Source organism: Streptomyces sp. NPDC002602 (genome assembly GCF_042889445.1).
Lineage (GTDB): Bacteria > Actinomycetota > Actinomycetes > Streptomycetales > Streptomycetaceae > Streptomyces.
This window is the reverse complement of record NZ_JBIAQX010000030.1, coordinates 1-25,397: the sequence shown is the minus strand read 5'-3', so window position 1 is coordinate 25,397 and position 25,397 is coordinate 1. Positions and strand designations below refer to the sequence as shown.

Here is a 25,397-nt window from a genome sequence, read left to right as displayed (position 1 = left end):
ATCCCGTCCGCCGAAGGGCACTTCTGATGCTGCTGGCCTCGATCAACCTCAACAAGCGGCTCGGCGCGGACGGCGCACGGGCCCGGTTCGCCGCCTGGCTCCGCGGGCACGATGTCGCGGTCATCGTCGCGCAGGAGCCGTACAAGCCCGCCGACCGGCATCCGCCGCTCCTGCCCGGGTACGTCTTCGCGGGCGGGGACGGCCACCTCGCCACCTGGGTCCGCGAGGACATCGCCACCCCGGCCGTATCCGCGCCGACAAGCTGGGCGCAGCGCGTGGAGCTGGGCTGGCTCACCATCCTGCAGGTTCACCTCGACGCCTACACCAGCGCGGCGCGCACCACCCAACTCGGCGAGCTCGCGGCGCTGGCCGCCGCCGAGGGCGGGCGTCCGTTGCTGATCTGCGGGGACTTCAACCTCGCGCCGCGGTCGCAGGACGGCCTGTACGACGGGGAGATCAGCGGCTTCACCGCGGGCACCGAGCGCAAGGCGCTGCACCACCTGCTCCAGGCCGCGTGTCTCGTCGACACCACCGGCACGGACGAGGAGGCGGACTTCACGTTCGAGCGGCTCTTCACCGGCAAGCTCAGCCGCTTCCGGTGTGATCTCGCCCTGCTGAGCGACCACCTGGCCGCCTGGGTCCCGGTCGCGGCCCGACACGAAGTCCGAACGGGGCCGGAGGCATTCACCGACCACTCCGCGATCCTGCTCAACCTGCCGATCACCCCGGAGGTCGCGGAGCCGGACGACGTCCTGTTCGCGATCAGCGACCTGACGGGCAAGCGGCCGGCGGCCGCGGGCGCACGCTCGTACCAGCCGCACAAGACCGCGATGAGCCGCCAGGCGGCCTCACCGGCGGCCCGTGCGGTCACCGGGCACCTGACGGGCCCGCTCGGCATCCGTACGGTCCTCGATCACGGGTGCGGTCGAGGGGCCGACGTCGCCCACTACCGGGCCGCCGGGCTGGATGCCGACGGGTACGACCCGCACGAGGGGTTCGGCTGGCCCCGCCCGGAGCGGGAGGGCTACGACCTGGTGACCCAGATGTTCGTCCTCAACGTGCTGCCCGACCCGGGAGCGCGGATCCGCGCGCTGCAGGACGCGGCCGCGTTCGTCCGCCCTGGCGGGCGCGTCGTGGTCGTCACCCGCTCCCCCGAGGAGATCACGAAAGCCGCTGCCGGCGGCAGTTGGACGGCCCATCATGACGGCTACTGGTCGAGCGAGGGGAAGGGGACCTTCCAGCGCGGCATCAGCGCGGCGGAGACCACCGCGCTCGCCCGGCACGCCGGCCTCGCCCCCGCGGTGGGGGCGGCCGGGCTACCCCTGCCCGGGGTGAGTCACATCGTGCTGGTCAAGCCCGAGCTGTAGGGGTGTTGCGGGAACGGCACCGCAGGTCAGCGGTTGCCGGTCCAGACGATGCGCTCCGCGAAGCCGCCCCGCTGCTCGGCCTTGGACGCCCGGATCTTCTCCAGTTGGGCAGGGTCGACGCCGAGGTCCGCCGCGAGGGCGAAGGCTACTTCGAGGACGTCCGCGAGCTCCTCGGGGGCGTCGGTCTCGTCCGCCTCCATGTACTCCGCCACCTCCTCGGCCAGCTTCGCGCGGAGCCGCTCTCGGTACTCCGTCGGATCGGCCACGTAGACCTCCGGCTCGGCTCCGTCCGCGCGGATGATCTGAGGAATCCGGTCCCGTACCAGCTTGCCCGTGGTGAGCACGTACTCTCCTGCACCAGTTCGTCCTTGGCCGGTCACGCGACCGGCCCCGTGTTGTCCGAGCGTAGAGTTGGCGCCTCATCGGGCGCCATCAGAACCAGGAATCCCACCCGAAGTGGTCAGTCCTTCAGATCCGCGTGAGCGCTCGTGAGGAGCGTCCTTCTCTGGGCTGAGGACCCTGCGCACGAGGCCACCGTTGTGACGCGGCTGAAGAAGTCCGAATACGGGGCGGCCGTTGCAGAGTACATTTCCAGCGGCAGATGTGCCGATATCCCGGGGTTCAAGAAGCCTGACGGTCTCCTTTTCCAGGTAAAGCAGAAAGATATGATGCCGGCTGTGCACCGGGCGATGGAGCATGCCGCGGAGTTCCAGTCCAAGGGGCTGCAGGGAATCGAGTTCGAGGTTGAGCTTCCCGGCCCCAAACCTTGAGGAGTTTGCCGACCATGCTGATGCGCGCGCCCAAAGAGAGCGGCTCGTGGTCCTGGAATCTGGAGGACGTCGAAGAGCCCGGTCTGGAGTTCGCGCTCATGACCGCGGCGCGCATGAGTGCGGTGCTGGAGAAGCACGCCTTGCTGGTGCCGGCCTCACTCGAGTGGGACTGGTTCCAGACCGGCAGGGGCGGCCTCGGTGTTCACAGCCGCCTGAACCTCGCCAGGCGTTCGCTCGACGAGCCGGCACTGCCCGACGCGCTCCGCGCCTGTCGACCGACCGGTCATCCGCAGGCAGAGATCGGTGGAATCCTCGTACTGGGCTCGGGCACTTGGTTCGACGCGGACGGAGAACGACACAGGGAGTACCGTCTCGTGGAACTCATGGTGGCTCCCTACGAGACGGACCTCTGGATTGAACTGTCCGTACATCACGATATTTGGGGTCAGTGCGATTTCCGGGGCGAGCCCCACCCTGCCACCCATGCCAACAACGCACCGCGGCTCGCCTCGGCCCTGCAGGAGCTTGACCAGGTGCTCGCAGTCGCGGCGGAGCCCGGCGAGCCGACGTACTACGGCCAAGCCGAGGGCTACGGGTTGAGCGCCCCGGACATCATCGACGGGCGGGGACCGGACCTCACTGATACGACGTGGGGGTAGGCGAGCGGCGGATCGCGGCGTAGAAGCCGTCGGAGGAAAGTCACTTCGACGGCTCCTTGTTCAGCCTCGGACCGGTTGGAGGCGGCGGAGACCGAAATCAGGATGTCGGAGCGCATGATCGTCAACGGAATGAGGGCTCTCTTCCGCCTGGCTGAGGTCTCGGAGGTGGGAGTGAGGTGGGAGTGGTGAAGCGCTCGAAGTCGTCGCCCACCGCCGGCACGGTGGTGGGCTCGTGCAGAGGAGGGCACCCCGGAGCTTCAGGCCGACGGGCTGACCATCTCATCCGAGATCCGCTCCCGGCTCTCTCCGCTGGTCCATGAACACATCAAACATCCATCTCCATGGCCGGTACCCCGATCGTCCGCTCCCACGGCGACGGCTCGCTGTCTCGGTGCCGGACCCTGGACAGGGCTGCGGAAGACTCCACGGCCGCCCCTTCCGGACCACGTCCGTACCCTGCCCCGCAGAACTGTCACCAGCTTCCCGAAGACGCGCGGGTTCAGCCCGGCGAACGGGGCTGTCCAGGACGGTTCCGACGCTGTGATCACACCAGCCATCACAGGATCATTTCACCCGTGACCGGCAACTGCGTGGTAGCCGTCAACCAATCCCGGTGACTACCGAGGCCAAAGACAGGAGCAACGCGCCCAGCGCCCCCGCAGAGCCGTAAAGCCTCACCTCACGCCGGCCATCGTGACGGCGGACATAGCGCGTGGCGGCGGCGGCAAAGACCAGGCCACCGGCAATGAACCACGGCCCCCACAGGTAGAGGTACCAGCGGGTCAACCCGACCAGATCAGGCGCCACAGCGCGCGCCTCAGCCTCAACCAGCACTCCGTGGATCACGAACTGACATCCATGCCAGACGAGCAGCACTGTCGCGCCGCCGCCACAGAGCACCATCAATCGACCGGTCCACTTGCCGCGACGGCGCGTCAAACCGATACCGACCAGCGCTCCGAAGAGCTTCAGGAAACCGGTCACCCACAAGACTGCCAGGAACCACGTCACCCGGTCATGAGCAAGCTTCACCAGCGGCGGAGCCACCGTCGCCTGGATACCGAAGGTGCCTCCCAACGCCCAGACGAAGCTGGGTACCGCGAACAGGAACCCCCATGCCGCAACGGTGAACCCGGGCCACCTGCCCAGATGGAGGCCGAGCGCCCAGCTCAGGGGCGGACGGACTGTATCGCCGAAAGAATGCTTGATCGTCACAACGCCAGCGTCACTGAACCTCTACGACAGGGCGTCGTCCTGGCGAACGATCACGCTCCCCCGCGCGGGGGAGCCACCTTTGATCGCGCTGGCGACTGACGGGCAGCAACGACTCGCATTCGAGCAGCAGTTCGCGCAACACGGCGGGATCCGGCCGCGCCTTCCCGGCGTGGAGAAGGACCCAGTCGCGCCGGCTGCACGGGTGCGGACTGTTCTCCGGGCTCTTCCCCACGAGGATGCAGGCCGCCCAGGGCTGACGGACTGTGATGCCGGGGATCCAGTCGCCCTCGGACAGAGTCAGGGCGCTCATGCGGCCCGCCCCCACAGGGGACGTACCCGGAAGGCCGGCCCTGCGGCCGTCGTCCAGGGTGACCGGCGTGTGCAGCATCCGGACCAGCTGCTCCAGGCGTTGCGCGCGGCGGCCGGCGGTCAGCTGAAGAACGACGGCGAACTCGTCGCCTCCGAGGCGGCCGATCGCGGCGCGGGGGCCCGCCCAGGCGGTGAGCCGGGCGCTGATCGACGCGAGGACGGCGTCGCCCGCCGTGTGGCCCATGCCGTCGTTGATCTGCTTGAAGTGGTTTTCCCGGACTAAGAGTTCGGTCACGGTCGCTGTTTCTGACCCGCTCCTGCCGCATAAAGCCCTTGTGAACGGAGGCCGCTCTCGGGAGCATGAGGGCATGACTATGTCCCGAAGCGGCGATGCCCCGTAGGCGTCCGGCAGCCGTCCGAGCTGCTGTAGTCAAACGACCTGGCCACGGATCGCCCGAAGTGCAGGGCCTGTCGCGTTCCGCATCCGAGGCGGTCGCCAGGCTGGAGTCGCGCGCCTTCGGTGCCGGCGCTGTGGCGCGAGCGTTCTCCATCTGGAAGCGATCCGTTCAGGGCCCGGAGCGCTTCCTGCGATTCCGCGATGACGACTGCGGTGTTATGGAGTGCTGCCGCACTCACCTTGCTGCGCGAGACGTTCTGGACTCTGCCGTGAGACAGCTCCCTGCCCCGGCTGCGCGCGAGTTGCGCAAACTCGTTGCCCCATACGACGAGATATTCGAGTCGCGGTCGGTCGTTGACCCTGGAGTACCGGCTTCGGGCCTGTGGTGGCACCGCAGGTTCGTCCCCTAGACCGGGGTGCTGTGCGCGTCCGACCAGGGAGTTCTTTTGGACTATGTGGTTCGACGTCGCGGACACCATGATGGATCCCTCCATGAGAGTGGGTGCGAGGTGCGGCATGCTGTGGAAGGTGGGCCGCACCTCGCGGGTTCGGCGATCGCCATGACGGTCTGATCTGGGGGATGCCGAGCTCCGTGATCGAGGTCTGGCTTCGCTCGCGAGTCCCGTCCACGAGCTCGGGATCCACCGTGCCGTCCGGCCCGACGAACACCGGGTCGCCGGGCCGAAGGCCGATCCGGGCCACCGCCGCCGGCAGGTCCTGAACCCTGAGGACGCCCTCCACGAGAAGGACGCCCCACCGGTCCGGGTCCGGGACCCACACCACTTGTCACTTGGTCAACCGAAGCCTCCCCTGACGCTTGAACTCAACGAATCATCAGGGAAGTCGCGTCCACGATCGTGGTGAGGCCGCGGGCGAGGCGGGCGTCCAGGAGGAGGTTTTGGATCTCCACGGCGACGGGGGTGGCGGACTGGTCGGTTTCGGAGTCGGTGGCCAGGCGTCGGTAGAGGTCCAGGGAGACGCGTGTCAGGTGTCGGGGTAGCGGGCGGCGAAGGTGGACTTGCCGGAGCCCGGCGGGCCGACCATCACGCAGACGGCGCCGGCGGGGAGGTCCAGCGGATTCATCTCGGGTCCTTACGATCGGTGGGACGGTGCCTGGCCGCGAATACTGTCGACCCGAGCCGCGTGCGCGGCGAGCCGGCCGACGATGTCGCGGAGGTGGTCGGCTGCTGGTCCTGCGACGCTTTCGCGTCGTATGAGGCCGGCTGCGAAGGTCCGTGACGTGTCCGCGAGTTCGACAGCGGTCTCGGCGAGCACGCTCAGCGACTCCTCCGATTCCGGCCCTGGCGCCGGGTTGCGGTCGGGCCGGTTCACAGAGTGCCTCCGTCCTGGGGGTCCCCGGACGCGAGCCGGTACGGGCGGAGGGTCCAGCGCACCGGCTCGCCGGCCGTGTCCTGGCAGCCGGGGCAGTGGTCGCCGAGGGGGCTGTCGAGGAATGCTGACCCTGGGCCCGGTGGCGCGCTACCTGGCCGAGGCGCAGGCATGCGCCGGAGCGGGGTAGGCGACCGCAGTCCGCGAGCCCGGGGCGGGAGGCAACGGCGCTGCCCCGGCTCGAGGCCGCGTCAGCGGCAGGCCGGAGAGGGCACGGAGGGTGGCGGTGCAGGGACTCGGTCGTTCAGCGGCTTCGGTCGACGCGGTCGACGAAGTCGCCGACCGCGGTGGCGAAGGCGGCGGGCGCCTCCTGCGCGACGAAATGCCCGACGTCCGGGATCGCGACCGCGGTGACGTCGCCGGCGACCTGGCGCATCGTCCGCTCGGTGAAGGGGGCGTTGATGCCGTCGACGGCGAGCACGGGAACGGTCAGCGGCCGCGACTCGGCCAGTGCCCGCATCCGGTCGCCGCCGGTCAGGGAGGAACGGTAGAGCCCCTCGGTGCCGCGCCAGCCGCCCGGCCGCGCGTAGGTGCGGGCGAACTCGTCGAGGTCGGCCTCGGTGACCGCGCCCGGCACCGTCGTCATCACCGAGACGGCCCAGTCGAGCATCACTCGCTCGCGGCCGGCCAGGAACAGCTCCGGAATTCCCGGGGCGGCCAGGAATCCCACGTGCCAGGAGCCGCCGTTCCTCACGTCGGCCAGCGTCTCCCAGCCGTACCCCGGAAGGGTGGTCTCGACGCCGGTGAAGCTGAGGACGTCGTCGGGGTGCGTGGCCGCGAACGCGAAGACCGGCCCGCCGCTGATGTCCTGGCAGGTCACGTGTACGGGACCGACGCCGAGGTGGGCGACCAGCCGGTGCAGGTCCTCCGCCATGGTGGCCACGTCGTGGTCGCCGTCGGCGATGCCGGAGTCGCCGAAGCCGCGCAGGTCGACGGCGAACACCCGGTGGGTGGCGGCGAGCAGCGGGATGACCTCGTGGAAGGCCCACCAGGACTCCGGCCACCCGTGCACCAGCAGGATCGGGGAGCCGGTGTCGCCCGCCGAGACGTAGTGCAACGTGGTGCCGTTGACCTCGGCGGTGTGGTGCGTGACGCCCGCCACTGCGGGCGAGGCGGTCACGAAAGAGCTGGTCATGCGATGACCCCCAAGATAGACAACCAGGTTGACTCCAGTGTTGGTCAACCTGGTTGTCCAGTCAAGGGAAGATCTAGACTGTGGTCATGTCCTCACGATCCGGCGCCGATCTCGCCCTGCTGCTCCTGGGCAGCTATCGCAATCTGGTGGACGAAGTGGTCCGGGAGCTGGCGACCCGGGGATACCCCGACGCCCGGCCGTCGCACGAGTACGCGATCCGGGCCATCCGAGCCGGAGCCGACAGCGCCTCGGACCTGGCCCGCAGACTCGCCATCACCAAGCAGGCCGCGGCGAAGACGATCGCCGCGCTCGTCGAACGCGGGTACGTCACCACCGAGACCGACCCCGCCGACATCCGCCGCAAGAACATCCGGATCACCGATCACGGGATCGGGCTGATCACCGAGAGCACGGCGATCTTCGACGAGGTGCGGGCCCGCTGGGAAGTGCGTCTGGGCACCGCCGAACTCGCCGAGCTGGAAACGCAGCTCGCCCAGTTCGTCGGCGACTCGCCCATCAACCTCGACGCTCCGGGCTGGGCGGCGGGACAGGAACTGCGCTAGCGGTCAGCCGAGGGTCGTGATCGGCCGGCCGGCGCCGCTTTCGGCGCCGCTTTCGGCGCCGCTTTCGTGGCCGCCTTCGGGGCCGCCGGAGACATCGGCGGGGCCGAGGAATTCGCGTGTGTACAACCGTTTCACGCCACCGGGATGCCGGCCCACCTGCTCAAGCTCGAGCCGGCCATGCGGACGGTGGACTGTCACTCCCCGTGGCGCAGAACCCTTGACGGCCGGTCGGCTGGGAGCCGCTCTCATGACTGGCCGGGCCCGTCGAGGCGTTCCGTGGGACCGGCGAAGGAGAGGAAAAGAGTCCGCGTGGTGAGCAGCCAGGCATCGTTCACCTTGTGGAACGTGTCTTCGTAGTGACCCACCTGAACCGGGGGCCGCGGCGGTACGAGGCCCCCGCTGTAGCCGTCGACACGGTACGTGGTGAAGTAGGTGGTGGCGGCGGCGGTGTCCGCAGAGGTCACGGTGACCAGGATGTTGGTGCATATACGGCGTGACAGCCGATCTGCGGGCCGGTTGCCGAAGTAGGTGCGCAGGGCGTCGTGACCCGCGATGCGGCGGTCGCCGGCGGGCCATTCCCAGGTGCCGTCCTGCGTGAAGAGGTCCGCCACCGAGCCCGGGTCCCCGAGGTCGAGCCGGTGGACGAACTCGATGACCAGCCGCTCACAAGCCCGCTCTGCGAGCAGGCGTTCCATCGAGTCAAGAGTTTCAGCATTCATGATCGACTCATATCAGGTCGTCCCTGGTTGCGACAGCCCCACCCGAACTCGGAGCCGGTTCCGGTCTCATCGGGATGCGCAAACCACTGACCGCTGCTCGTCGAGGACCGGCTCGAGGCTCGACGGCTTCGGGGTGCGCTTGGGCCTTCTCGTGCTCGGCGAGCGCCCGGTAGATGTGAGAGGCGATTCGTTTACACGTCGAGTGAGGCCAGTGCCCGGCGAGTGACGTCGGCCGGGGCCGCGGCGATGACGTCATTGAGTGCGTCCATGGAGGTCTGAAGGTCGCTGATGACCCGAGCGATTCGGTCGCGCTCCTGGTGGAGGTCGGCGAGCAAGTCCGAGCAGGTGGGGACGAGTCGGTCGCCGGTGTCCCGCAGGCAAGGCAGGACCGTGGTGATCGTCGAGGTGCCCAGGCCCGCGGCCAGCAGGCTGCGGATGCGGCGGACGACGGCAACGTCCTCTTCGACGTATTCCCGGTAACCGCTGGGGCGCCGCTGCGGATGGAGCAGGCCCTGTTCCTCGTAGTAGCGCAGCAGGTGCACGGCCACGCCGGTCCGCCGAGACAGCTCACCGATGCGCACATGGACCCCCTGATGGTCGCGCGGGCTTTGCCCGTTCGACTTGACTCTCATACCGATGTGAGACTTTAGCGTCTGCGGCATGAAGGTGAACAAGGGTTTCGCGACGCTCGCCGCGTTGTGCGCGAGCGTCTTTGTCGTGGGTACCTCGGAGTACCTGATCGCCGGGCTGTTGCCCCAGGTCGGCGCTGATCTGGACGTCTCTGTGGGCACCGCCGGACAAGCGGTGACCGCATACGCGCTCGGAGTCGTGATCGGAGGGCCGCTCATGGCCCTGCTGACCTCGCGCCTGCCGCGCAAGGGGCTCGCCATCGGCCTGATGCTGCTGTTCGCGTCGGGCAGCGCGATCAGCGCCGTGGCGCCGTCGTTCGGCCTGCTCCTGGTGGGCCGCGTGGTCTCCTCGCTCAGTCACGCCGCGTTCCTGGCCCTCGCGCTGGTGACGGCGACCCGGGTGGTCCCAGCCGAGAAAACGGGCTCGGCCATTGCCACCGTCGCCTCCGGATTCACCGTGGCCACGCTCCTCGGAGTACCCCTGGGGGCACTGCTCGGGCAGGGCGCCGGATGGCGGGCTCCGTTCACCGTGCTGACCGTTCTGTCCCTGGTGGGCGCCATGCTGCTTGCCGCCGTACTGCCCCGGCAGGAGGCACCGTCCACGCGACTGCGCGACGAGATACGCGTAGTGGCACGTCGGCCGGTCATGCTCGCCATCGCCACAACCGCAGTGGGCTTCTCCGGCGTCGCCACGGTGTTCACCTACATCGCCCCGCTGCTGACCCGTGTCTCCGGCTTCTCCGCCACGGCGGTCTCCGGTCTGCTGCTCGCCTACGGCGCGGGCAGTTTCCTCGGCAACCTCACCGCCGGAAAGCTGACCGACAAGTCGATGGGCGCCACCGTACGCGGGGTCTTCGGCGGGCTGGCCGGGACGCTCTTGCTCGTCCCGTTCGCCGTGGTGTGGCAGCCCACCGCGGTGGCCGCGGTCCTGGTACTCGGCCTGCTTGCCACCGCGACCATCGCCCCGCTGCAGGGACTGATCCTGCACCACGCGGGCGCTGCCCCCAATGTGGCGGTCGCCGTAAACGTGGGCGCCTTCAACCTCGGGGCCGCAGCCGGCTCGGTCATCGGCGGCGCGATCGCCGCCGCCGGCGCTCTGCGGTGGACCGGCCTGGCGGGCGCGGTGCTGAGCCTGATCGGATTGGCCCTCACTCATCTCGTCCTGCCTCGGACACGGACGTCGGCGAAGGATGCCGAACACGAAGCTCCGATCGCCGCCTGATTCCCGTCCACTCACCTCGTAAAGGAGGTCGCCATGCGAGCGATCCGAATCGCTCGCCACGGCGGGCCCGAAGTCCTGTCCGTCCGTGAGGTCCCCCAGCCCGCTCCAGGAGCCGGCGAAGTACTGATCCGTACCGTCGCCAGCAGTCTGAACCCGGTGGACTGGAAAACCCGCGCAGGGGAGATCGGGCCTGAACTCCCCGCCACCCTGGGATGGGATCCGGCCGGAGTCGTCACCGCCGCCAACCGTCGCTGTCGTTCAGCGGTGCCCGGCCCGGGTCGGCTCCTGTGCAAGCGTGGCGGGTGGACCTCACCGTCCACCCGCAACCGTCACCCGAACACGTTTCTGCCGCAATTGCCGTGCGCGGTACCGAGGATCTGCGAAGCCTGCTTTCCGGTGAGTTCAAGCTCCTGTTTGGTCTTCTTGACCTGGTCGACGAGGGCCTGGCCACCGGCGGCGCAGAGCGCGTTGCCATGAGCAACGAGTACGTCATCGCTGATGCGGTCCAGATCCGGGTGGTTCTCCCGGATCGTCTTGAGGTAGAACGACGGCACTGTCAGCCCGCGCACTTCAGCCGGGGCCGTCGACGGGCTTCCGGACGGGGCGGCCGAGGCGGGCACGGACGCGGCGGCCGGTGTCGCCGAGGCGCTCGGTCCACGGTCACCGGACGGGCCGCATGCCGAGGCGCCGAAAGCGGTGAACGCAAGACAGACGACGAGCAGGGGCAGACGCTTGTGCATGAATCTCCTGGTACATAGGTGAACCGAGAGATTCTCCCCCATGCCCAGCGTGCCCCACGACTGCATTTCCTCGGGCGGGATAGCGGGGCTTCACCACTGACTGATCATGACTCGATACGCGCGCACTGGGGTCCGCCAGCTGCTCTCGTGATGCGAGCTGACCTGAGCACAGACTTAGACGGGTGACACATCTACCGGTTCGCTGAGCCGGGACCTCCGGTACCAGCTCAAGTCGGTGGGAGCCGGCGGAGAGTCGGCGGGGAGGCGCGGTAGGGGGAAGGACTGCTCTCGGACCGCGGCCTGTCTCGCTGATCCGCGCACAACTTGTGTGCACGAGACCGGCACTTGGTGGCAAGGTGACGCCATGGATCAAGCGGAGGTGTTGCTAATCGCGGGGCGTGCCGGCGTCGGCAAGACGACGGTGGGGTGGGAGGTCTCAGCGCGTCTGCGCGCTGCGATGGTTGCCCACTGCGTCATCGAAGGCGACTTCATGGGGCAGGCCCACCCTGCTCCGGAAGGGGACCCCCGCCGCACGAAGATCGCCGAGCGCAACCTGACGGCGCTGTGGTCGAACTACGCCGAGCTCGGGTACCGCCGCTTGATCTACACGCACACGGTGAGCGTTCTGGCCGAGAACGAGGGCATGTTCCAGCGCGCCCTGGGTGCCAACGCCAAGATCATCCGAGTCGTGCTCACCGCCTCGGATGCCACCGCCCTTGAGCGGCTGACCGGTCGGGAACGGGGCTCGGAGCTGGAGCAGGAGCTGGCGAGCAGCGCCCGTAAGGCGCGGATCTTGGATGAGCAGACGCCCCCGGAGACGCTGCGAGTGGTGACCGACGGACGTTCCGTGCTCGACATAGCGCGTGAGGTGGTGGGTGCTACAGGCTGGCTGCCGAACACTTCTGGTTAGGCTTCCTCGCCGCTCAGTGTCGGGTCCCGATGAGGGTGTATGGCATGGCATGGCAGTGAGCTGGAGTGCAGCCGGGTAGCCGGGTAGCCGGGTAGCCGGGTAGCCGCCAGCGAGCTTGTCCGTTTGCAGGGCCAGGCCGCGCCACTACGGCGGTGACTCGGCCCAACCCTCCGGCCCGATCTCCCGCCACTCGACGAGTTCGGGGTCGGTGAGGTCAAGGTCCTCAGCGTTCTCCAGCCCAGCCGCCTTCAGGAACACTCCGATGTCGGACGGCCTGTGGGCCACGCCGATTGCGACGTCGTCGTAGCGGACATGCCGCCACCCGTTCTCGTCGGGTGGATAGATGACCGGGCGTCTGTGCATGACCTCAGCCTGAACGCGGCCTGGTCGGTCCGCACCCGGAGGTGATCCAGACGGCCTCGGGACGAGAGGCCGAATCTCGGGTGGGCCGGTCAGCTTTGCGGAAGAGCCGGCTGTCACCGGGGAGTCTTCATCCCCGCCGATGTGGGGACCGGTGGACCCGCTCGTATAGATCTCGGGCCGTGCAGGCCCGTCCCCGCAGAGCAGGGGGCACTCAAAGCACTGGATCAGCCCATATCTGGGCTTCGGTGTCGCGGCGCGGCATCTTTGCACTGTGGCCGTTGAGTCCGAGAACTTCACCTCACCGCCTCAGCCTGGTACTTAGGGGGGCGTCGGCCACATGCTGCCGTCGGGACGAGCAGCAGACGGCCGACCTGCACGCACGAAGTTGGCGTACTCGTCTTGGACGATGCCTTCGACTTTTGTCCGCGGACAAAAGTCGGCACGTCGGATCAGCGTGTCAAAACAAGGCCGCAGCTTAGGCGCGGGCCTGGCCGAGGTCGCTGGACAGAGTCTCCACCAGCGTCTCCGGGGCGGTGGCGGTCAGGGATCCATGGACTTCAGTCCGCGCAATGCGCAGAACCTTGTGCTGCGCGGAGCTGGCTACGGTGGGCAGCATTCAGAGGCCGAGATCGGCTGGCCCGGCCGTGGCGCCAATGCGGACCACACCGCCCCCCAGCCCCCGCCGGTTCCCCTTCGGCCTGGAGACGTCGAAGCCACGCCGAACAGGTCGAGCTGTGCGAACGGCCCCAGGCCAGGCCCCACCCGATTGCCGAGCTGCGGTAGGCGCTTCCGACCGCTATGCCCCAAGGGCGCTGAAGGTCGGTTCATTCCCGCGGGTGCGGGGAGCAGCCGGCGAGGCACTGCCGGTAGATGTAATCGGGTTCATTCCCGCAGGTGCGAGGAGCAGCCAAGGCTCAGAGCAGAGGACCGGGCTATCTCGGGCTCATCCCCGCGGGTGCGGGGAGCAGGCAATGACCTTGCGGTTGGCATACAGCGCGCCGGGTTCATCCCCGCCGGTGCGGGGAGCAGGCTTGCTGAGCTGGCACGATATCCGGCTCAGCTGCCGTTTTGAAGCACTTCCATTGAGTCCGACATATCGAGGAATTCGATGGCGGGTGTGAAACGCAGGGCACGAGACCACCTCGACGACGAGTGCTTCGCCCCGAGCTGTTGTGGCCCGTTGTGGCCCGCGAGCTGGCATCCGTCGCCGAGCTCAGCCGCCTGTGGCCCATGGTGGCTGCCTGGGCGCTCTCCCGCACGAATGCCGCTCGGGCATGTGAGGCTCTACGCTCCGGCGGCTCGGCCGCATTGGCTGCCGGGTGGCCAACTGAGGCATTCTCCCGTGCGTGGGGGCTTCCGTTGGTACGTTTCCTCTGAGTGCTGCCTCGTATGCCGAACAGCCTCACCTGCTCCCTGCCTCAAAGGGATGACCCCCGTGCGTGCGCAGCGCGCCGTTGCTCCCCGCTCTCCGCGGGGATGATTTACGAACGAGAATCTCGTCCGGCGTTGAACCGCAACCGTGCATGTGCAGCACGACGAAACCGAGCAACGCGCTTGAACGAGAAGTGACTTGAGCATGAAGCGGCTGCGATAAGGTCAGTGCCTGACGGCTACTCAGGAACGCCTGGCGCGTCGTCAGGCCTGCGCGTCGCGCAGGCCGAGCCCGCCTGGTTCCTAGGCCAAGTGGCGGGCTCGACCTCTACCCGCAGAAGGGATTCGCGAGTGTCTGGAAGCTTAGTCCCAAGGTTCTCCCCGGTCACCAACGGGCAGCAGTCACAGTCGTGGCTGCTGCCCGTACTCGTTGCCGGACTCACGGGAGGTGCCGGTTCGCAACTGCCGGTGGACGCGTGTGGATCCGTGTCACCGTCCTCGTCGTCGTGCTGGTTCTCGTAGTCCGCGAGTCACTCACACGAGTGGTCTCGGCGGAACCGGGCTCATGCCGCGGTTGATGCCCTGATCATGGGCGGGCTCACCCGCACGAGTGAGCGAGGGGAGCCCGCCTTTCCGCTGGAACAAGGTTCCAGCCGAAGTGGCGGAGCTGCGAAGACCTGCGGTCCTGGGGGGATCGAGATGCAACACGAAGAACCGCATTGGAGTGCCGGACTGACACCTGCCGCGCGCGCGGTGTGGGCCAAGTACGACAAAGATGCGTCGAAGTGGCTCCAGTTGTGGCGTCACATGGCCGACTCCGCCGCCATGGCGGGGCGCCTCTGGGACGAGTGGGCCCCGCACAACGTGAGAAGGCTTGTTGCCGACAGTCTCCCGGGCGGGGATGACGATGCCAGGTCGCTGATCGTGTGGTTGGCGGCCATCCACGACATCGGCAAGGCGACGCCGGCATTCGCCTGCCAGGTCGAGGACCTGGCGAAGGGAATGGATTCGGCGGGGCTGGAGATGCCGACCCAGAAGCAGTTCGGGGACGCACGCAAGCGTGCACCCCACGGCTTGGCCGGGCAGGTCATCGTCGAGGAGTGGCTGGAGCAGCAGGGGTGGTCTCCGCGCGCGGCGATGGCCTTCGCCACGCCTGTGGGGGGCCATCACGGTGTGCTCCCCGGGCACGAGCAGTTCTCATACCTGCACCAGCACACCGAGTTGCTACGGACACCCGGACGCAGCGAACAACGGTGGGGTGAGGTTCAGACGGAGCTGCTGGAAGCCTGCGCTGCGGCCTATGGAGTTCAGAGCCGACTGCCGCACTGGCGTACGGTCAAGCTGCCTCAGCCCGTCCAGGTCGTGTTGTCGGCCCTGGTGATCCTCGCGGACTGGATCGCGAGCAATTCGGATCTCTTCCTCCTCACTCCGGAGGAGCAGCCTCGCGACGAGGCGACACGCATCGAATCCGCTTGGCGCGGTATCGAGCTTCCGCGCCCTTGGTCCCCGGCGACCGTGGCGGACGGTGCTCAGGGCCTGTTCGAAGCGCGCTTCGCGCTCTCCGAGATCCGCCCTCTGCAGGAGGAGGCGGTCCGTCTGGCACGTGAGACCCCGACTCCCGGGCTGATGATCGTCGAGGCGCCGATGGGGGAGGGCAAGACGGAGGCCGCGCTCGCCGTGGCGGAGATCTTCGCTGCCCGTACAGGTGCCGGCGGGTGCTTCGTCGCATTGCCGACCCGAGCCACCGCGAACGCGATGTACAGCCGCTTGCGCAGCTGGCTGGCACGATTGCCGGGCGAGGGAACCCACACCGTGTCCCTGGCTCACTCCAAAGCCTTCCTCCAGGATGACTTCGCGCGCGACCTGCGTGCGGGGTCCCGCACGATCGCCGCTGTCGACCTTGACGGGATGACTGATTCGGTCCGATCCGTGCGAGACGACCGGTGCGCTGCCGCGTCGGAGTTGGTTGCGCATCAGTGGCTGAGGGGCCGGAAGAAGGGCATGCTGGCGCCCTTCGTCGTCGGCACGATCGATCAGCTGCTCTACGCGGGCCTCAAGAGCAGGCATCTGGTGCTGAGGCATCTCGCCCTCGCGGGCAAGGTGGTCGTGATCGACGAGGTCCACGCCTACGACGCCTACATGAACGAGTACCTTGAGCGCGTCCTGTCGTGGCTCGGCCATTACAAGGTGCCGGTCGTCATGTTGTCGGCAACGCTCCCTGTGTCCCGGCGCAAAGCCCTGGCCCTGGCGTATGCCGAGACGGCTGCCGGGCGAGACGACCTGCTGGAGAGTGACCGCTATCCGTTGATCAGCGTGATCGCGGAAGGCCAGGACACCACGGTCAGCACCCCGCCTGCGGCCGCCGATCGGCGCAGCACGATCAAACTGGAGCAGCTGGACGACGGACTGGGCCCCCTGGCGGACCGGCTGGAGAGCGAACTTGCCGGAGGCGGCTGCGCGCTGGTGATCCGTAACACCGTGGACCGTGTTCTGGCGGCGGCGGAGGTGTTGCGCGAACGCTTCGAACCGGAATCGGTGACGGTGGTCCACTCCCGCTTCATCGACCTCGATCGTGCTCGCAACGACGATGAACTGGTTGCCACGTTCGGCCCTTCCGGAAAGCGTCCGGTGGACCGGCACATCGTCGTGGCGAGCCAGGTGGCAGAAGCCTCACTGGACATCGACTTCGATCTTCTGGTGACGGACCTCGCTCCGGTGGACCTGATGCTTCAGCGCATGGGACGTCTGCATCGACACCGTCGTGGAGACGGGCAACGTGAGCGCCCGGAGGGCCTGCGCGAACCCAAGTGCCTGGTCACCGGCGTCGATTGGGAAGCAGAGCCGCCGGCCCCCGAGTCGGGATCGGCAGCCGTGTACGGGGGACATGTGCTGCTGCGCTCCCTGGCTGTGCTGCGGCCCCACTGGGCCGGTCGGCCCGTGGTCCTGCCCGATGAGATCAGCACGCTGGTGCAGAGTGCGTACGGGAACGAGGTGCCCTCCGTGCCGGCCTGCTGGGAGGAGGCCATGGAGAGAGCGCGTGCCGAACACGAGCAGAGCATGGCGAAGCAGCGTCGGCAGGCGCAATCGTTCCGAATCGACGACGTCCGCAAGAACGGACGTTCCCTCATCGGCTGGATTGACGCCGGTGTCGGTGACGCGGAGGACACCCGGGCCGGTCGCGCCCAGGTCAGGGACAGTGACGAGTCCTTGGAAGTCCTCGTCATCCAGCGACGTGGCGACGGTACGTACGCCACTCTTCCCGAACTGGACCGCGACATGGGAGGGCTGGACCTTCCGATCGACGCCGTCCCACCTCCCCGCGCGGCCAGAGCCGCCCTGGCGAGTGCGTTGCGACTGCCCTACCACTTCAGCAAACCCTGGCTCATCGATCGCGTGATCGCCGAACTGGAGCAGTTCTATCCCGAGGCGTGGCAGGTCAAGGAGAGTCACATGCTGGCCGGGGAGCTGTTCCTCGTGCTCGATGAGGATTGTCAGACCCGCCTGGCAGGCTTCGAGGTTCGGTACAGCAGAACCGACGGCCTGGAGGTCACTCCTGCCGGCACCAAGGAAGTGAAGTTGGTGAAAGGCGTGCCCAATTTCGATCTCGTCTCTCGTCCGTGGTTGCCCGTCCAGTTATGTGACGGATCAGCGGCGGAACTCTCCTTGAAGGAGGTATTCGCCCGCGCGCCCGACATCCGCCGGCTCGTGGGCGACGTTCCCACCCAGGAGTTCGCGCTGATGCGTCTCCTGTTGGCCATCCTCCACGATGCGGTGGACGGCCCCGAGGACATCGACGCCTGGCAGGAACTGAACGAGAGTCCGCAGCCGCTCGCCGCTGTCGGACCGTACCTCGACCGACATCGCGAGCGATTCGATCTCCTCCACCCCACGCAGCCTTTCTTTCAGGTGGCGGGCCTGCGGACCCAGAAGGACGAGGTGGCTTCCCTCAATAGGATCGTGGCCGACGTTCCGAACGGGGATCCCTTCTTCACGATGCGCCAGCCAGGGGTTGAGCGACTCTCTTTCCCCGAGGCTGCCCGGTGGCTCGTCCACACCCACGCCTTCGACACGTCCGGGATCAAGTCCGGCGCCGTGGGGGACCCTCGGGTCAAGGGCGGGAAGGGCTATCCGCAGGGTGTCGGATGGTCGGGAAACCTCGGGGGGGTGTTCGCGGAGGGAGACGATCTCCAGCAGACACTGCTTCTCAACCTCGTCGCCACCGATACACCCGGGCTCATCATGGACAAGGACGACCGTCCCGCGTGGCGGCGCGAGCAGTGTGGCCCGGATGTGCAGAGCGATCTGCTCTCCAGGCCCTCCGGCCTCCGGGACCTGTACACATGGCAGTCCCGTCGTGTTCGCCTCCACCATGACGGCGAGGCCGTCCACGGTGTGGTGCTCGCCTATGGCGATCCCCTCCCCGCATCGAACGCCCACCAGTTCGAACCGATGAGCGGTTGGCGCCGCAGCATTCCGCAGGAGAAGAAGCTCGGCTTGGCAACGGTCTATATGCCTCGCCAGCACGACCCCACTCGTTCTGCCTGGCGTAGCCTCGCCTCTCTCCTTGCTTCCAACACGGAGGATCAGACGGTCCAACGCGACGGACCCTCCCCGTACCTCCGAGCCGGGGTACTGAAGTGGATCGCCGAACTCACCCATGTAAGAGCCCTGCCCCGAAACCTGCTGATTCGCCCCCGTCTGATCGGCGCGGTCTACGGCACGCAGCAGTCGGTCATCGATGAGGTCGTCGACGACGGCTTCGAGATGTCGGTGGTCTTGCTGCACGAGCGCGATGAGAGGTACGCCAAGGAAGCCATCAGGGCAGTCGAGGACAGCACCAAAGCGGTTTATGCCCTGGGTGACCTTGCCGCCGACCTGGCCAAGGCTGCTCGAAGGCTCACCGACGCTCCGCGTGACACGGCGCGCGACCTGGGATTCGGCCTGCTCGACGGGCCATACCGGCAGTGGCTGGCCGAACTCGGCAACTCGGAAGAACCCGCCGATGCCCACGCCGGCTGGCAGCGGACCGCCTACTGGATCCTCCGTGACGCCGCGAGAACACTCCTCGGAGATGCCAACGAGACCAGTTGGCTCGACAACGCCGGCTCCGCACGAGCCTTTGATGCACGGCTCAACAAAGCGCTCGGAGAGCGTGACACCGCCTCAATCGACACCGACGGACCCAGGCAAAACCCAGACCTGGGCAAGGAGGCAGTCCAATGACCGAGAGCGCGCCGCAGATTCCAGCGCCTGCCCCGCCCCCGGAACAGCCACCGATGCGAAGCACGGTGAAGACGAAGGAATTGGGACCTCTGGGCCAGGCGGTCGCCCAGCGGATCCGGGTCCTTCAACACGACTACCAACATGACAACTCCCAGGCCGTTCAGGCTCTCGCGCGTCTGCGCAGGGGCGTCGGTCGCCAGGCCACCGAGATGCCGGACCTTTGGGGCCTGGTGGGCATGGAGCAGTTCTACGCAGCCCAGGCCTACCGCATGGACGAGGCAGAGGCTCTGCGTGCCGAACGCGCCGCGCATGTCGCCGTGACCCTGTGGGCCCTGCACCAACAGTCCAACCGTACGAAGCGGATGCATGTGTCGGGGGGCGCCTCCCTGGGGGCAGCCGCGCGACGCCTCATGCCAGGCAACGACTCCGACGAGTCGATTCGCAAGCGGCTGACGCGCGCGGGGACCGCGACGTCGTTCGACGTGCTGGCCCAGCGATTGCGCGAGCTGGTGGTACTCCTGCGCACGGCCGAGATCCCCCTCGACTACGGCCTGCTCGCCGAGCAGCTCCACCAGTGGCAGAGGCCCGGTGGCGCGAGTCTGGTCCGTCAGGCATGGGGCCGGACTTTCCACGCGTTCCGTCCCGCGACCGACTCCGGTCGGCCGCCGGGAGAAATGGCCGACGAGGCCGCAGCCGAAGCCGACACGAATCAGACGAAGGACGAGACATGAGCCGCACCATCATCGACGTACACATCCTGCAGACCGTCCCCCCGAGCAACATCAACAGGGACGACACGGGCGCTCCCAAGAGCGCCGTCTACGGAGGCGTTCGCCGCTCCAGGGTGTCCAGCCAGGCGTGGAAGAAGGCAACCCGCAAGGCGTTCGAGGAACTGCTGGACCCGGCTGAACTCGGGGTGCGCACGAAGAAGGTGGTGGACACCCTCACCGAGCGCATCATCGCGCGAGAAGAGTCGCTGAGGGCAGTGAAGGCGGAACAGGTATGGCCGATGGCGGCCGAGCTGATTCACGCAGCCACCGGTGCCAAGATCGAAACGCCCACGCGCAAGACTCCCGCGAAGGGAAACAAGGCGGGCGCCACTGAGGACGTCGTCGAGCCCCAGGCCCCGCAGTCCTCCTACCTGCTCTTCCTCAGCGCTCGCCAGCTCGACGCGCTCGCGGAGCTGGCCATCGAGGGCATCGCCAAGAAGGCGGAACCCAAGGTCTTCCTGAAGGAATCCGATGTCAAGGCTCGGGCGAAGAAGGCAGCCGCGACCCGGCACTCCGTCGACATCGCACTCTTCGGCCGGATGGTCGCCGACACCACCGACATCAACGTCGATGCCGCTGCTCAGGTCGCCCATGCTCTCAGCGTGCACCCCGTGGATCTGGAGACGGACTACTTCACCGCCGTCGATGATCAGAACAGCGATGCCGAATCCGGCGCGGGAATGATCGGCACCGTCGACTTCAACTCTGCCACCCTCTATCGCTATGCGGCCGTGGACGTTGATCTGCTCGCCAAGAACCTGGACGCCGGTCTCGCCGACGAAGAACGTTCCGGGGAGCCTGTCCGTCGCGCGGTGGAAGCCTTCATCGAAGGCTTCGCCCTCTCCATGCCCACCGGCAAGCTCAACACCTTCGGCAACAACACCCTCCCGGACGCCGTCGTCGTCAAACTGCGCTCGGCCCGCCCCATCAGCTTCGTCGGCGCCTTCGAGAACCCGATCGCTCAAGGCGACAGCAGCGAAGGTCACGTCAGGGCGGCCTGCCAAGCCCTGGCAGAGCACATCCCGGCCGTCGAAGGCGCCTTCGGTGCGCCCGCCGACCACACATGGATCGTGCGCGTCGGCAAGCAGACCGAGGAGCTCGCCTCCCTCGGCGAGCAGGTCAACCTGCGAGAGCTCGTCACCAAGGTCGGCGAGGTCGTTGCGGACCGTCTGGGGAAGCGTGGATGAGCGTCCTGGCCCTACGCCTGGCCGGACCCCTTCAATCGTGGGGTTCATCGGCCCGGTTCGCCCGCCGCACCACTGAGACGGCCCCCACGAAGAGCGGTGTCCTCGGCATGCTCGCCGCCGCGCTCGGCCGGGACCGCAGTGCCGACCTGTCAGACCTTGCCGCGCTCGCGTTCGCCGTACGGATCGACCAGGCGGGCACCCGCCTGCGCGACTTCCAGACCGCGCATCACGCGGACACGGACAAGCCCATGCCGGTCTCGGAGCGCTTCTACCTGGCCGACGCCGTCTTCGTCGCCGCGGTCGCAGGCGACGACAACCTGATCAGCGCCCTGGATGCGGCCCTACGGGCGCCCGTCTACCTCCCTTACCTGGGCCGGCGATCGTGCCCTCCGCAGGGGCCCGTCGACCTTGGGATCAGGGACGGGGACGACCCGGCAGCCGCGCTGCGGGACGAGCCGTGGCACGCTGCGGCGTGGCACCAGAAGAAGCACCGGAAGAAGGAGTCGGTCTCGCTGCCGGCTCTTGCCGAAGCCGTGGCCGGAGGGCCACGTGGAGGCACGGTTCGAGATCAACCTCTCAGCTTCGACCCGTCCCACCGCCACTACGCCCTGCGCAACGTCGTATCGATCCTGATCGACGTGCCGAACCCCCACCATCGACCCGACAAGCACGGGGAACCCGCGTCTCGACGTCCTCCGGTGCCTGTTCCTCGCCATTCGCCCGAAGCTCTTCTCGCTCCGCTGCCACCGCAGTTCCCGCTGGACGGCCACTGATGTACCTGACCCGCTTCCGCATCAACACCGCGCGTCTCGGCGCCCGTAACCTGCTCTCCTCTCCCCAGCACATGCACGCCGCAGTGATGTCGTCGTTTGCCGGCGCACTGCCCAGTGACGACAACACCCCACGCATTCTGTGGCGCGTCGATCGCAACTCCCGGGCCGAGGCGCTTCTCTTCATCGTCAGCGAGGAGCGCCCCGACCTCACTCACCTGGTCGAACAAGCCGGGTGGCCCACCACGGCCTCCTGGCAGACGTACGACTACAAGAGCTTCCTCGATGGACTCACCACCGGCAGCGTCTGGGACTTCCGCCTCACGGCGAACCCGGTCCACCACATGCGGCGCACACCCGAGGAAGCCCGCAAGCGCACCGCTCACCGAACCCCCCGCCATCAGATGGGATGGCTGCTCGACCGCCAGGAGCTCGCCGGCTTCAAGGTTCTGGAGACGCCGGCGGACAAGCGCCGACTGGCACAGGGCGATGAGCACCAACTGACGGTCCGCAACGAGCAGCGACACCGATTCGGCAAGACCGAAGCGGCGACGGGCCAAGCCAACCGGGTACCACTGGTGACGGTCACTTTCGACGGCCGTCTGGAAGTCACCGACCCCATGGCCTTACGCCGCACCCTCACGCTGGGGCTCGGCAAGGCGAAAGCCTACGGTTGCGGCCTGATCACCCTCGCCCGAGGCGGTGGCCGATGACGACCGTCGCCCAACGTCGAGCTTCGTCCCCCCGCGAACTGACGCGTGTCGCCGAGCGGATCTCCTTCATCTACCTGGAGCGGTGCATCGTCCACCGCGACGCCAACGCCATCACCGCCGAGGATGCCGACGGCACCACCCACATTCCGTCCGCCACCATCGGCACACTGCTCCTCGGTCCGGGAACGCGCATCACCCACCAAGCCATGGCAGTCCTCGCCGATAGCGGCGCCGCGGTTGCCTGGGTCGGCGAGCACGGGGTCCGCTACTACGCGGGCGGCCGAGCGCTCAACCGATCCTCGGCCCTCGTGGAGGCGCAGGCCACACGCTGGGCCAACCGCCGCACGCGGCTGGACGTCGCCCGCGCGATGTACCGACTCCGGTTCCCCGACGAAGATCCGTCCGGCCTCACCCGACAGGAGCTCCTGGGGCGCGAGGGACGCCGCCTCAAGGAGTGCTACCGCCTGCAAGCCGACCGCACCGGCGTTCCCTGGAACGGGCGCCACTACGTTCCGGGGGACTTCACCGCGGGCGACGCCCCCAACCAGGCCGTCACCGCCGCCGCGCAGTGCATGTACGGCGTGGCTCACGCGGTTGTGGCCGCGATGGGCTGCGCCACCGGACTCGGGTTCGTCCACTCGGGACACGAACTGTCCTTCGTACTGGACGTGGCCGACCTGTACAAGACGGAGATCGGCATCCCCGTCGCGTTCGATGTGGCTGCCGAGAGCGATCAGGACGTCGGCTCGCGCACCCGCCGCGCCCTGCGCGACGCGATCAACAAGACCGGCCTGCTCGACCGCTGCGTGGACGACATCAAACTGCTGCTGCTCCCTGACGGGCCTGCCGCCGGACCCGACGGAGAGGACCGCGTAACGCTCCAGTCGGACCGTGACGTCGCCGTACCCGCCGGCCGCAACTACTCGGACGAGGCGACCTGGTGACGATCATCGTCCTTACTCAGTGCCCGATCGGCCTTCGGGGCTTTCTGACCCGGTGGCTCCTCGAAATCTCACCTGGAGTCTTCATCGGAGGCCCGTCAGCGCGCGTCAGGGCAGCGCTGTGGGACGAGGTGAAGCAATACGCAGGCATTGGACGGGGTCTTCTGGCGTACAGCACCAACAACGAGCAGGGATTCGCCTTCGAGACCCACGACCACAAGTGGCAGCCCATCGACCGTGAGGGCGTCACCCTGATCCACCGCCCCAGCACTCCGGTTGCGCCCAAGTCTCCGACGACGGCCGGGTGGAGCAACGCATCCAAGCGGCGCCGCTTCGGAAACCGTTGAAGTCGGATTCATCACTAATGCCGGAATCTCTACAAGTGCTGAAAAACAGGCCTGCGCGAATATAAAGCTGCAGGTCACGGAGCCTGCTCCCCGCACCCGCGGGGATGACCCCAGCAGGACGATCAGAAGCAGCCCGAAGAGCATCTGCTCCCCGCACCCGCGGGGATGACCCCCAGGCCTTTTCCTGGCACGCCCGGCATCAGGCCTGCTCCCCGCACCCGCGGGGATGACCCCATCGTCTTCGACCGTCAGCTCGTATTGGGCATCTGCTCCCCGCACCCGCGGGGATGACCCCACCTCGCCGAAGTCCGGCGCGAGGCGGCGGACCTGCTCCCCGCACCCGCGGGGATGACCCCGCCCCCGTCGAGGAAGGACAACCCCTGTGAGCCTGCTCCCCGCACCCGCGGGGATGACCCCTGGCCCCGACTCCTCCTCGAGGCGTCCATGCGCTGCTCCCCGCACCCGCGGGGATGACCCCGGTCGGGTCAGTGTGCGGAAGGCCGCGCCCATCTGCTCCCCGCACCCGCGGGGATGACCCTCCGGTCAACGGGCACGTCCCGCCAAAGACCCTCTGCTCCCCGCACCCGCGGGGATGACCCCTTTTCGACGTACAAGTTCGTGCCGTACACGAACTGCTCCCCGCACCCGCGGGGATGACCCCTTCCCCCCGACGACGGCTTTGAGGCCGTCCCGCTGCTCCCCGCACCCGCGGGGATGACCCCGACTGCGACAGTGGTAGTGCCACCTCCTCCCGCTGCTCCCCGCACCCGCGGGGATGACCCCTGGAGGTTGCAGGCAGCGTCGTTGGGCCCCTGCTGCTCCCCGCACCCGCGGGGATGACCCCACGATGAAGAGCGCGCACGTCGCGGACGCGCGCTGCTCCCCGCACCCGCGGGGATGCCCCCCCCGGATGACCACGGCCAGGCAGGACCGCCTGCGCTCCGCTGCTCCCCGCACCCGCGGGGATGACCCCCACCCATAGGTGGGCATCGCGAGGGCCACGACCTGCTCCCCGCACCCGCGGGGATGACCCCTCGCGTGTCAGGCTGACACGTCCGATGTAGCCCTGCTCCCCGCACCCGCGGGGATGACCCCCCGTCAAGTAGACGCGGATGTTCTCCCAGGTCCTGCTCCCCGCACCCGCGGGGATGACCCCTGCGCGGTGCAGGTGTCCGGATCGGGGGTGGACTGCTCCCCGCACCCGCGGGGATGACCCCTGCGCGGTGCAGGTGTCCGGATCGGGGGTGGACTGCTCCCCGCACCCGCGGGGATGACCCCGGACCCGATCAGTTGGCCGTCACGGGAAGCACATCGAGACGCTCCTGCGAGAGAGTGATGCAGCCTGTGGCTTCTCCTCAGGGGCTGAACGCCAAGGCCTTCACGTACGAACACCCCCGGGGCAACCTTCCGCGCGAGCAAACGGCGGAGTGACTTGCGTCATACCGATCTGACGGAGGAGGAGGCGCTTCCTCCTCGGCTCGGGCGCAGGGGCCGGCCCGCCAGAAGGAACCGCCCCGATGTCAGATCTCTACAGCAACCCCGACCCTGACTTCGCCGTCGCCACCCTCGGGAGGGCGTTGCGCGAGCTGCTCACCACGCTCAACTCGGCGGCACCCGAGCACGACGCCTACGGCGGCGAACACGCCTCCTGGCGGCTCATGCTCCGGCCCGCCGCCGATGACCAGGAC

The 25,397-nt window shown here is 68.1% G+C and carries 22 protein-coding genes, 2 pseudogenes and 1 CRISPR repeat array; of the genes and pseudogenes, 14 read left to right on the top strand and 10 right to left on the bottom strand.

Annotated features, from left to right (window positions below; genetic code table 11):
* Positions 1-26 precede the first annotated feature (26 nt).
* Complete coding sequence (locus tag ACFYW3_RS37865) at positions 27-1,367, top strand: methyltransferase domain-containing protein (RefSeq protein ID WP_389388861.1); 1,341 nt, start codon at positions 27-29, stop codon at positions 1,365-1,367.
* Positions 1,368-1,393: 26 nt separating this feature from the next.
* Here ACFYW3_RS37865 and ACFYW3_RS37860 read toward each other — a convergent pair whose 3' ends face one another.
* The gene (locus ACFYW3_RS37860) at positions 1,394-1,711 is read right to left on the bottom strand and encodes a nucleoside triphosphate pyrophosphohydrolase (protein WP_351751828.1); all 318 of its coding nucleotides are present in this window, start codon (positions 1,709-1,711) and stop codon (positions 1,394-1,396) included.
* A gap of 144 nt (positions 1,712-1,855) precedes the next feature.
* Between ACFYW3_RS37860 and ACFYW3_RS37855 the strand changes: the two genes are divergently transcribed.
* Entirely contained in the window at positions 1,856-2,137 is a 282-nt protein-coding gene (locus ACFYW3_RS37855; protein WP_389388860.1) for a hypothetical protein, read from the top strand.
* A 14-nt stretch (positions 2,138-2,151) separates the two neighbouring features.
* Positions 2,152-2,796 carry a hypothetical protein gene (locus ACFYW3_RS37850; RefSeq protein ID WP_389388859.1) on the top strand — a complete coding sequence of 215 codons (645 nt, stop codon included), beginning with the start codon at positions 2,152-2,154 and terminating at the stop codon, positions 2,794-2,796.
* 414 nt (positions 2,797-3,210) lie between these two features.
* Here ACFYW3_RS37850 and ACFYW3_RS37845 read toward each other — a convergent pair.
* From ACFYW3_RS37845 to ACFYW3_RS37830, 4 genes and pseudogenes are all read right to left on the bottom strand, one after another.
* A pseudogene (locus ACFYW3_RS37845) lies at positions 3,211-3,353 on the bottom strand (IS5/IS1182 family transposase); the annotation flags it as partial.
* A gap of 43 nt (positions 3,354-3,396) precedes the next feature.
* Positions 3,397-4,011: a DUF3995 domain-containing protein gene (locus ACFYW3_RS37840; RefSeq protein ID WP_389388858.1), complete on the bottom strand. Its 615-nt coding sequence runs from the start codon at positions 4,009-4,011 to the stop codon at positions 3,397-3,399.
* 10 nt (positions 4,012-4,021) lie between these two features.
* Complete coding sequence (locus tag ACFYW3_RS37835) at positions 4,022-4,615, bottom strand: GGDEF domain-containing protein (RefSeq protein WP_389388857.1); 594 nt, start codon at positions 4,613-4,615, stop codon at positions 4,022-4,024.
* Positions 4,616-6,350: 1,735 nt separating this feature from the next.
* The gene (locus tag ACFYW3_RS37830; RefSeq protein WP_389388856.1) at positions 6,351-7,241 is read right to left on the bottom strand and encodes an alpha/beta fold hydrolase; all 891 of its coding nucleotides are present in this window, start codon (positions 7,239-7,241) and stop codon (positions 6,351-6,353) included.
* Positions 7,242-7,327: 86 nt separating this feature from the next.
* Between ACFYW3_RS37830 and ACFYW3_RS37825 the strand changes: the two genes are divergently transcribed.
* Positions 7,328-7,804, top strand: a complete 477-nt coding sequence (locus ACFYW3_RS37825) for a MarR family winged helix-turn-helix transcriptional regulator (protein WP_389388855.1) — start codon at positions 7,328-7,330, stop codon at positions 7,802-7,804.
* Between the two features lie 3 nt (positions 7,805-7,807).
* Here the strand turns inward: ACFYW3_RS37825 and ACFYW3_RS37820 are convergent, their stop codons facing one another.
* From ACFYW3_RS37820 to ACFYW3_RS37810, 3 genes are all read right to left on the bottom strand, one after another.
* Positions 7,808-8,002 (bottom strand): hypothetical protein, encoded by a 195-nt coding sequence (locus ACFYW3_RS37820; protein WP_389388854.1) that lies wholly within the window; start codon positions 8,000-8,002, stop codon positions 7,808-7,810.
* A 47-nt stretch (positions 8,003-8,049) separates the two neighbouring features.
* On the bottom strand, positions 8,050-8,523 hold the full coding sequence (locus tag ACFYW3_RS37815; protein ID WP_389388853.1) for a nuclear transport factor 2 family protein: 474 nt from the start codon (positions 8,521-8,523) through the stop codon (positions 8,050-8,052).
* Between the two features lie 191 nt (positions 8,524-8,714).
* Complete coding sequence (locus ACFYW3_RS37810; RefSeq protein ID WP_327387774.1) at positions 8,715-9,104, bottom strand: MerR family transcriptional regulator; 390 nt, start codon at positions 9,102-9,104, stop codon at positions 8,715-8,717.
* Between the two features lie 79 nt (positions 9,105-9,183).
* Here ACFYW3_RS37810 and ACFYW3_RS37805 point away from each other — a divergent pair, with 79 nt between their 5' ends.
* Both ACFYW3_RS37805 and ACFYW3_RS37800 read left to right on the top strand, forming a co-directional pair.
* Positions 9,184-10,374, top strand: a complete 1,191-nt coding sequence (locus tag ACFYW3_RS37805; protein ID WP_351751847.1) for an MFS transporter — start codon at positions 9,184-9,186, stop codon at positions 10,372-10,374.
* Between the two features lie 33 nt (positions 10,375-10,407).
* Positions 10,408-10,575 (top strand): annotated as a pseudogene (locus tag ACFYW3_RS37800) (NADP-dependent oxidoreductase); the annotation flags it as partial.
* A 128-nt stretch (positions 10,576-10,703) separates the two neighbouring features.
* Here ACFYW3_RS37800 and ACFYW3_RS37795 read toward each other — a convergent pair.
* Positions 10,704-11,114 carry a hypothetical protein gene (locus ACFYW3_RS37795; RefSeq protein WP_389388887.1) on the bottom strand — a complete coding sequence of 137 codons (411 nt, stop codon included), beginning with the start codon at positions 11,112-11,114 and terminating at the stop codon, positions 10,704-10,706.
* A gap of 364 nt (positions 11,115-11,478) precedes the next feature.
* On the opposite strand from ACFYW3_RS37795, the gene ACFYW3_RS37790 reads away from it, so the two are divergent.
* Positions 11,479-12,024, top strand: a complete 546-nt coding sequence (locus ACFYW3_RS37790) for an AAA family ATPase (protein WP_351751852.1) — start codon at positions 11,479-11,481, stop codon at positions 12,022-12,024.
* A 144-nt stretch (positions 12,025-12,168) separates the two neighbouring features.
* Here ACFYW3_RS37790 and ACFYW3_RS37785 read toward each other — a convergent pair whose 3' ends face one another.
* Positions 12,169-12,387, bottom strand: coding sequence for a hypothetical protein (locus ACFYW3_RS37785; protein WP_389388852.1), 219 nt, complete (start codon positions 12,385-12,387; stop codon positions 12,169-12,171).
* 2,070 nt (positions 12,388-14,457) lie between these two features.
* Between ACFYW3_RS37785 and casA the strand changes: the two genes are divergently transcribed.
* The 7 genes from casA to cas2e are packed head-to-tail and all read left to right on the top strand — an operon-like array spanning position 14,458 to position 23,709.
* Complete coding sequence (gene casA / locus ACFYW3_RS37780; protein ID WP_389388851.1) at positions 14,458-18,981, top strand: type I-E CRISPR-associated protein Cse1/CasA; 4,524 nt, start codon at positions 14,458-14,460, stop codon at positions 18,979-18,981.
* The gene (gene casB / locus ACFYW3_RS37775; protein ID WP_389388850.1) at positions 18,978-19,712 is read left to right on the top strand and encodes a type I-E CRISPR-associated protein Cse2/CasB; all 735 of its coding nucleotides are present in this window, start codon (positions 18,978-18,980) and stop codon (positions 19,710-19,712) included. Before casA ends, casB begins: the two co-directional genes overlap by 4 nt.
* The gene (cas7e, locus tag ACFYW3_RS37770; RefSeq protein WP_389388849.1) at positions 19,709-20,938 is read left to right on the top strand and encodes a type I-E CRISPR-associated protein Cas7/Cse4/CasC; all 1,230 of its coding nucleotides are present in this window, start codon (positions 19,709-19,711) and stop codon (positions 20,936-20,938) included. Before casB ends, cas7e begins: the two co-directional genes overlap by 4 nt.
* Positions 20,935-21,711 carry a type I-E CRISPR-associated protein Cas5/CasD gene (gene cas5e / locus ACFYW3_RS37765; protein WP_389388848.1) on the top strand — a complete coding sequence of 259 codons (777 nt, stop codon included), beginning with the start codon at positions 20,935-20,937 and terminating at the stop codon, positions 21,709-21,711. Before cas7e ends, cas5e begins: the two co-directional genes overlap by 4 nt.
* Positions 21,711-22,421 carry a type I-E CRISPR-associated protein Cas6/Cse3/CasE gene (gene cas6e / locus ACFYW3_RS37760; protein ID WP_351751861.1) on the top strand — a complete coding sequence of 237 codons (711 nt, stop codon included), beginning with the start codon at positions 21,711-21,713 and terminating at the stop codon, positions 22,419-22,421. Before cas5e ends, cas6e begins: the two co-directional genes overlap by 1 nt.
* On the top strand, positions 22,418-23,365 hold the full coding sequence (gene cas1e / locus ACFYW3_RS37755; RefSeq protein ID WP_389388847.1) for a type I-E CRISPR-associated endonuclease Cas1e: 948 nt from the start codon (positions 22,418-22,420) through the stop codon (positions 23,363-23,365). Before cas6e ends, cas1e begins: the two co-directional genes overlap by 4 nt.
* The gene (gene cas2e / locus ACFYW3_RS37750) at positions 23,362-23,709 is read left to right on the top strand and encodes a type I-E CRISPR-associated endoribonuclease Cas2e (RefSeq protein ID WP_389388846.1); all 348 of its coding nucleotides are present in this window, start codon (positions 23,362-23,364) and stop codon (positions 23,707-23,709) included. The genes cas1e and cas2e overlap by 4 nt, the downstream gene beginning before the upstream one ends.
* A gap of 83 nt (positions 23,710-23,792) precedes the next feature.
* Positions 23,793-24,987: direct repeats of the CRISPR family, unit length 29 nt; unit sequence CTGCTCCCCGCACCCGCGGGGATGACCCC.
* Positions 24,988-25,397 lie beyond the last annotated feature (410 nt).

Excerpts from the sequence above, each read along its gene's own strand:
- cas1e (WP_389388847.1), top strand. The coding sequence starts at position 22,418 with ATGACGACCGTCGCCCAACGTCGAGCTTCGTCCCCCCGCGAACTGACG.
- cas6e (WP_351751861.1), top strand. The coding sequence starts at position 21,711 with ATGTACCTGACCCGCTTCCGCATCAACACCGCGCGTCTCGGCGCCCGT.
- ACFYW3_RS37785 (WP_389388852.1), bottom strand. The coding sequence starts at position 12,387 with ATGCACAGACGCCCGGTCATCTATCCACCCGACGAGAACGGGTGGCGG.
- cas5e (WP_389388848.1), top strand. The coding sequence starts at position 20,935 with ATGAGCGTCCTGGCCCTACGCCTGGCCGGACCCCTTCAATCGTGGGGT.
- ACFYW3_RS37825 (WP_389388855.1), top strand. The coding sequence starts at position 7,328 with ATGTCCTCACGATCCGGCGCCGATCTCGCCCTGCTGCTCCTGGGCAGC.
- cas7e (WP_389388849.1), top strand. The coding sequence starts at position 19,709 with ATGAGCCGCACCATCATCGACGTACACATCCTGCAGACCGTCCCCCCG.
- ACFYW3_RS37815 (WP_389388853.1), bottom strand. The coding sequence starts at position 8,523 with ATGAATGCTGAAACTCTTGACTCGATGGAACGCCTGCTCGCAGAGCGG.
- ACFYW3_RS37790 (WP_351751852.1), top strand. The coding sequence starts at position 11,479 with ATGGATCAAGCGGAGGTGTTGCTAATCGCGGGGCGTGCCGGCGTCGGC.
- casA (WP_389388851.1), top strand. The coding sequence starts at position 14,458 with ATGCAACACGAAGAACCGCATTGGAGTGCCGGACTGACACCTGCCGCG.
- ACFYW3_RS37805 (WP_351751847.1), top strand. The coding sequence starts at position 9,184 with ATGAAGGTGAACAAGGGTTTCGCGACGCTCGCCGCGTTGTGCGCGAGC.
- ACFYW3_RS37850 (WP_389388859.1), top strand. The coding sequence starts at position 2,152 with ATGCTGATGCGCGCGCCCAAAGAGAGCGGCTCGTGGTCCTGGAATCTG.
- ACFYW3_RS37795 (WP_389388887.1), bottom strand. The coding sequence starts at position 11,114 with ATGCACAAGCGTCTGCCCCTGCTCGTCGTCTGTCTTGCGTTCACCGCT.
- ACFYW3_RS37830 (WP_389388856.1), bottom strand. The coding sequence starts at position 7,241 with ATGACCAGCTCTTTCGTGACCGCCTCGCCCGCAGTGGCGGGCGTCACG.
- ACFYW3_RS37865 (WP_389388861.1), top strand. The coding sequence starts at position 27 with ATGCTGCTGGCCTCGATCAACCTCAACAAGCGGCTCGGCGCGGACGGC.
- casB (WP_389388850.1), top strand. The coding sequence starts at position 18,978 with ATGACCGAGAGCGCGCCGCAGATTCCAGCGCCTGCCCCGCCCCCGGAA.